Here is a 6,108-nt window from a genome sequence, read left to right on the forward strand (position 1 = left end):
TCATATGTTCCCGACCTCCCCCATACATATAATACAAATCGGACGAGAGGGGTGGGAGTGTGAGCGATCGAATTGAACATATTCGAAAACGAATCGCCAAGCGGAAAAAGGAGCGTGAACGTTACGTTCAAACGATGTTGACGAATTGGAATGAAGATGAAAAATATGGAAACCCAACAGTCGTGACGTATGAAGGGGGGCGTGAATCGTCCCTATTTCGCAAAGATATATTTTTATTTAAAAGCTTCCTAGCAGCACTTTTATTTTTTAGTGTTGCCATTTTATTTCAATACGATTCCCCGAAAATGGAAGGCGCTCGTACATTCGTCAAACATGCATTGGAAAAAGATTTTCAATTTGCGACCGTTGCTCAATGGTATGAAAAAACATTCGGAAAGCCTCTTGCGTTTTTTTCTGTAAAAAAACAAAAACAACAAGAGGCAACAACAGTAGCATATGCCTTTCCTGCTTCAGCGCGCGTTGTAGAAACGTTCAAACATAATGGACAAGGCGTTGTCATTGAAACTGATGAAACGATTAAAGCAGTCGAAGAAGGGATTGTCGTATTTGCAGGAGTGAAAGAACCGTATGGAAAAACAGTCATTGTTCAACATGCAGACGGAAGTGAAACGTGGTATGGAAAATTATCAGCTATTTCTGTAAAGTTATATGATTTTATTGAAGCGGGAAAAGAAGTAGGAAAAGCGGAGGAGAATGATCAAAAACGTATATTTTATTTTGCCATTAAAAAAGGGGATCACTTCATTGATCCGGTTCAGGTGATTTCCTTTGAATAAATGGCTATCTATTTTCGTCAACATTCATATCCACCCGCTTTTTTGGCTCATTGCGCTCATCGCAATTATGACTGCACAATTTCAGATGCTTCTTTTACTGTTTTGGATCGTGCTTTGGCACGAACTTGGGCACGTTGTAGCTGCACATTTGTTTTCATGGCGTGTGAAACGCATCTTGATTTTACCATTTGGTGGGGTAGCTGAAATGGATGAGCATGGGAATCGTCCGTTTCATGAAGAATTAATCGTCATATTGGCAGGTCCATTTCAGCATATTGTTATTTTTTTTGTTGCATATATAGCACATAGCGCCAACATATTATCCGATGAGTGGTATAAACAATTGCTTGAGTATAATGTATCCATTTTACTCATTAACTTATTGCCGATTTGGCCCCTCGATGGGGGAAAGTTATTGTTTCTTTACCGCACGGTGCGTACATCGTTTCGACGTGCGCATGAACAAACCCTTTACGCATCATCCTTTTTTTTAATCGTATGTTTTATTGCTTTATTGATTATTGCACCGATGCAAATAAATTTATGGATCATCGTTCTTTTTTTAGCGCATGCTATTTGGTTTGAATGGAAGCAACGAACGTACGTATGGATCCGTTTTTTACTTGAACGTTACTACGGAAAACGAATCGAATATCGGGCGTTAAAGCGTCTTGTCGTTGATGCAAATGATCCGTTATTTCGCGTTCTTCTTTTGTTTCATCGTGGGAAAAAACATGCGATTCTCGTAAAGAAAAATCAAACGGAAATAGAGATTGATGAAAATGAATTGTTGTACGCTTATTTTCATGAAAAACGAACGAATGAACCGATCGGCCATTTCATTTATACGTATTGACAATTGTTTTCTTTTTATGCTATCATCTTCTATGTTGTGTAGCACCCGTGCTACAACCGCTCAGCTAAGGCTATTTAAGCGTTCGCTTGAACCGCCTCACGAGCTGGCGAGTCTGAGTCTAATTTAGGAGGTGCAAATATGTACGCGATTATTGAAACTGGTGGAAAACAAATTAAAGTGCAAGAAGGCCAAGCGATTTACATCGAGAAAATCGATGCAGCGGAAGGCGAAACAGTAACATTTGACAAAGTGTTATTTGTAGGTGGCGAAAACGTAAAAGTTGGCAATCCTACAGTCGCTGGCGCAACAGTAACGGCGAAAGTTGAAAAACATGGTCGTCAAAAGAAGATCATCGTTTTCAAATATAAGCCAAAGAAAAACTATCGTCGTAAGCAAGGTCATCGCCAACCATACACAAAAGTTGTCATCGAAAAAATTAACGCATAAGGCGTAAGCGATGATTCGTATAACGATTAATCGAACGGCAGAAGGGGCGATTCGTTCCTTTACCATTAGCGGACACGCTCAGTTTGCGAAGCGTGGACAAGACATTGTATGTGCAGGTGTATCAGCTGTTTCGTTTGGTGCGGTCAATGCCATCGTCGCCTTGACGAATGTGAAACCGATCATTCAACAAGGAAAAGACGGCTATCTTCATTGTGAACTTCCGACAATTGAAGATGCGAAAGTGCTAGCCGATGTGCAACTTCTTCTTGAAGGAATGATCGTGTCGCTCCAAACGATTGAGCGTGATTACGGTAAATACGTCAACATAACGACGAAAACGTTGTAGGAGGTGACACGACATGTTGCGTTTAGATCTTCAGTTTTTCGCATCGAAAAAAGGGGTAGGTTCAACAAAGAACGGTCGTGATTCGATCGCAAAACGTCTTGGCGCGAAGCGTGCAGACGGTCAATTCGTTACAGGCGGTTCTATTCTTTACCGTCAACGCGGAACAAAAATTTACCCAGGATTAAACGTAGGACGCGGTGGCGACGACACACTTTACGCGAAAGTTGACGGCATCGTTCGTTTTGAGCGCATGGGTCGCGATCGTAAAAAAGTGAGCGTTTATCCTGTTGTAAAAGAAGCATAAAGAAGTGGAAAACTCTAACCAACTTGGTTAGGGTTTTCTTTTTGTTAGCGTATGTTATAATTATAGTCAAACTGTTTATGGGAGAATGAATGATGGAGAAGCGGTGGACGATTGTGGAGGCATTGCGTCATTCGAGGCACGATTGGCTCAATAAAATTCAGTTAATTAAAGGAAATTTATCTTTACAGCGGATTGATCGCGTGAATGAGATCATTCATCAAATTATCATTGAGGCAGAAAATGAAGCGAAGCTCACGAATTTACAAGCAGCGCAGTTTGCCGAATTGCTGATGACGTATCATTGGCAAGCGCGCCATATTCAACTAGAGTATGAAGTGTTAGGAGAACCACGCTCGCTACATGCATACGATCATATGCTTGTTACATGGTGTCAAACATTTTTACATATGCTTGAGGAATGTTCATCTCCACATGTTGAAAACTATGTAACGATTACGATCGATTTAACAGAGAAAAATGTACGATTATATTTTGATTATCGTGGCATGCTCCAAAAACTAGAGACGGTAAAGGAATGGATTCAAACACATAACGAATATGATGCGTTCACAATTTCTGAGTATGGCATTCAAGAACATGAACTAACGATATGTGCAACTATTTCATCTTTTTAAACAAAAGGTGAAAAGATCGGAGGAGAAAAACGATGTTTGTAGATCAAGTGAAAATATATGTGAAAGGTGGCGACGGCGGAAACGGAATGGTCGCGTTTCGGCGCGAAAAATACGTTCCAAAAGGTGGCCCAGCTGGAGGAGACGGTGGAAAAGGTGGCGATGTTGTATTTGTTGTTGATGAAGGATTGCGTACGTTAATGGATTTTCGCTACCAACGCCATTTTAAAGCGCCACGTGGCGAACATGGTATGTCGAAAAATCAACACGGAAAAAACGCCGAAGATTTAATTGTGAAAGTGCCGCCGGGAACAGTTGTCATTGATGACGAAACGAAAGAAGTCATCGCTGATTTAACAGAACATGGACAACGATTTGTCGTAGCAAAAGGTGGTCGCGGTGGACGGGGAAATACTCGATTTGCAACCGCATCGAATCCGGCACCAGAAATTGCTGAAAACGGTGAACCGGGACAAGAACGATACGTGACGTTGGAATTAAAACTGCTTGCAGATGTGGGTCTTGTCGGGTTCCCAAGCGTCGGTAAATCGACGTTATTGTCCGTCGTTTCGGCAGCGAAACCGAAAATTGCAGACTATCATTTTACAACGATCGTTCCTAATTTAGGTGTTGTTGAAACAGAAGATGGTCGTAGTTTTGTGATGGCTGATTTGCCAGGTCTTATTGAAGGTGCTCATCAAGGCGTTGGACTAGGTCATCAGTTTTTACGTCATATTGAACGAACGCGCGTCATTGTACATGTCATTGATATGGCGGCCATCGAAGGACGAGATCCGTACGAAGATTATGTAGTCATTAACGAAGAATTAAAACAATATAATTTGCGCTTAACAGAACGACCGCAAATTATTGTGGCGAATAAAATGGATATGCCAAATGCAGAGGAACATTTGCAACAGTTCAAACAAAAATTAAACGAAGATGTCCCAATTTTCCCGATTTCAGCAGTCACCCGTCAAGGGATTCGTGAACTGTTATTTGCGATCGCCGATTTACTTGAGACGACGCCAGAATTTCCGCTTTATCCACAAGAGGAAGAAGCGATTCATCGTGTTGTTTACAAGCTTGAAAAAGAAGAAGCTCCGTTTCATATTACGCGCGATGATGATGGAACGTTTATTTTATCAGGAGAAAAGATTGAAAAGCTATTCAAAATGACCGATTTTTCACGTGAAGAGTCTGTGCGTCGTTTTGCACGTCAGTTGCGTTCGCTCGGCGTGGACGATGCGCTACGCGCTCGTGGAGCAAAAGATGGGGATATTGTCAAACTGTTGAATTACGAATTTGAATTTGTTGATTAATGCGAAAGGGGGCGCCTGTGCGGTGGATAAAAAGTTTTACTTAGTGCGTGAAGATGTGTTGCCTGAGGCGATGAAAAAAGTATTGGCTGCAAAAGAATTAATTGAGCGAAAAAAAGTTGATTCTGTCGCTGACGCTGTGCAACTTGTCGATGTCAGCCGAAGCGTTTTTTATAAATATCGCGACGCTGTTTTTCCATTTCATACGATGGTTCGTGAAAAAATTATTACTCTTTTTTTCCATTTAGAAGACCGCTCAGGAACCCTTTCAAAGCTATTAAGCGTTGTTGCAGCAGCCAACTGTAACGTGCTTACGATTCACCAAACGATTCCGCTTCAAGGACGTGCAAATGTGACGCTATCGATCAGTACAAGTGAGATGACGATGACGATGGATGAGCTACTTTCGCAATTAAAACAGCTACCTTTTGTTGAAAAAGTAGAGATTCTTGGTTCAGGGGCATAGAGAGGAGAAGAAATGTGAAAATCGGATATTTAGGACCAAAAGGGACGTTCACGCATGCGGCTGTTGAAGCTGTTTTCCCTCATATCCCGAACGTCCCATATCATACGATTCCGCAATGCATGGACGCTGTGCGTGACGGTGAAGTGGAGCTAGCCGTCGTTCCGTTAGAAAATGCGCTTGAAGGCTCCGTCAATTTGACAATTGATTATTTAATTCACGAATGCAATTTGCCAATTGTTGGGGAAATTATCGCGCCAATTGAGCAACATTTGCTCGTCCATCCATCCCAATTGGAGCATTGGTTACATGTTGAATGCATTTATTCACACTCACATGCGATTGCTCAATGCCATAAGTTTTTACATCGCCATTTAAAGCATGCAACGTACGAATATGTCACTTCAACCAGTGCAGCAGCTAAATATGTGAGCGAGCATCCGGAAGAAAAAATTGCAGCGATTGGCAATCGTCTAGCTGCAAAACAATACGGTTTAGCGATTGCGAAAGAAAACATTCATGATTATGACTACAATCATACGCGTTTCATTGTTTTGCATCGTGAACGTTGTTTATTGCCTGTGAAAAATCACGAAGACGGATTTAAAACAACGTTAATGGTTATGTTGCCAAAAGACCAAGCAGGAGCGCTTCATCAAGTATTATCAGCGTTTGCATGGCGAAAGCTTAACTTAACAAAAATTGAATCACGACCAGCGAAAACAGGATTAGGGAATTACTTCTTCATTATTGATATTGATCAAAAAATCGATGACATTTTAATCCCAGGAGCGATTGCAGAGCTTGAAGCACTTGGTTGTACAGTGCAACTATTAGGTAGCTATCCGTATTATACGGTAAAAAAAACATCCCTCGTGTAAAGGGATGTCAGCTTGTCGACAAAGTCGACAAGCTGTTTTAATATATAGGTACAAGGGTATTTT

Annotated in this window: 9 protein-coding genes and 1 other annotated feature; all 9 genes read left to right on the forward strand. The window is 41.3% G+C overall.

Annotation, left to right across the window (positions count from 1 at the left end; all coding sequences use genetic code 11):
* Nucleotides 1-59 precede the first annotated feature (59 nt).
* The 9 genes from CS060_RS08120 (at nucleotide 60) to pheA (ending at nucleotide 6,045) form a co-directional block, all read left to right on the forward strand.
* Complete coding sequence (locus CS060_RS08120) at nucleotides 60-797, forward strand: M23 family metallopeptidase (protein WP_099668868.1); 738 nt, start codon at nucleotides 60-62, stop codon at nucleotides 795-797.
* Nucleotides 790-1,653 (forward strand): M50 family metallopeptidase, encoded by an 864-nt coding sequence (locus tag CS060_RS08125; RefSeq protein WP_099668869.1) that lies wholly within the window; start codon nucleotides 790-792, stop codon nucleotides 1,651-1,653. Before CS060_RS08120 ends, CS060_RS08125 begins: the two co-directional genes overlap by 8 nt.
* Before the next feature lie 44 nt (nucleotides 1,654-1,697).
* Nucleotides 1,698-1,777, forward strand: a sequence feature (ribosomal protein L21 leader region).
* Between the two features lie 14 nt (nucleotides 1,778-1,791).
* Nucleotides 1,792-2,100 (forward strand): 50S ribosomal protein L21, encoded by a 309-nt coding sequence (gene rplU, locus CS060_RS08130; protein WP_003396311.1) that lies wholly within the window; start codon nucleotides 1,792-1,794, stop codon nucleotides 2,098-2,100.
* Between the two features lie 10 nt (nucleotides 2,101-2,110).
* The gene (locus CS060_RS08135) at nucleotides 2,111-2,446 is read left to right on the forward strand and encodes a ribosomal-processing cysteine protease Prp (RefSeq protein WP_035049162.1); all 336 of its coding nucleotides are present in this window, start codon (nucleotides 2,111-2,113) and stop codon (nucleotides 2,444-2,446) included.
* A 13-nt stretch (nucleotides 2,447-2,459) separates the two neighbouring features.
* Complete coding sequence (rpmA, locus tag CS060_RS08140; RefSeq protein ID WP_003396301.1) at nucleotides 2,460-2,750, forward strand: 50S ribosomal protein L27; 291 nt, start codon at nucleotides 2,460-2,462, stop codon at nucleotides 2,748-2,750.
* A 92-nt stretch (nucleotides 2,751-2,842) separates the two neighbouring features.
* Nucleotides 2,843-3,385 (forward strand): sporulation initiation phosphotransferase B, encoded by a 543-nt coding sequence (locus CS060_RS08145; protein WP_035049160.1) that lies wholly within the window; start codon nucleotides 2,843-2,845, stop codon nucleotides 3,383-3,385.
* Between the two features lie 32 nt (nucleotides 3,386-3,417).
* Nucleotides 3,418-4,704 carry a GTPase ObgE gene (obgE, locus tag CS060_RS08150; protein ID WP_006320445.1) on the forward strand — a complete coding sequence of 429 codons (1,287 nt, stop codon included), beginning with the start codon at nucleotides 3,418-3,420 and terminating at the stop codon, nucleotides 4,702-4,704.
* A 22-nt stretch (nucleotides 4,705-4,726) separates the two neighbouring features.
* A complete protein-coding gene (gene thrR / locus CS060_RS08155; RefSeq protein WP_035049158.1) occupies nucleotides 4,727-5,167 on the forward strand; it encodes a transcriptional regulator ThrR in 441 nt (146 codons plus the stop codon).
* 14 nt (nucleotides 5,168-5,181) lie between these two features.
* On the forward strand, nucleotides 5,182-6,045 hold the full coding sequence (pheA, locus tag CS060_RS08160; protein ID WP_035049156.1) for a prephenate dehydratase: 864 nt from the start codon (nucleotides 5,182-5,184) through the stop codon (nucleotides 6,043-6,045).
* Nucleotides 6,046-6,108: the final 63 nt, after the last annotated feature.

It is taken from the genome of Anoxybacillus flavithermus, assembly GCF_002742685.1.
Lineage (GTDB): Bacteria > Bacillota > Bacilli > Bacillales > Anoxybacillaceae > Anoxybacillus > Anoxybacillus flavithermus_E.

What these genes read in the sequence shown, in the direction of transcription:
- rplU (WP_003396311.1), top strand. Translation starts at nt 1,792, where the DNA reads ATGTACGCGATTATTGAAACTGGTGGAAAACAAATTAAAGTGCAAGAA.
- CS060_RS08135 (WP_035049162.1), top strand. Translation starts at nt 2,111, where the DNA reads ATGATTCGTATAACGATTAATCGAACGGCAGAAGGGGCGATTCGTTCC.
- rpmA (WP_003396301.1), top strand. Translation starts at nt 2,460, where the DNA reads ATGTTGCGTTTAGATCTTCAGTTTTTCGCATCGAAAAAAGGGGTAGGT.
- CS060_RS08145 (WP_035049160.1), top strand. Translation starts at nt 2,843, where the DNA reads ATGGAGAAGCGGTGGACGATTGTGGAGGCATTGCGTCATTCGAGGCAC.
- obgE (WP_006320445.1), top strand. Translation starts at nt 3,418, where the DNA reads ATGTTTGTAGATCAAGTGAAAATATATGTGAAAGGTGGCGACGGCGGA.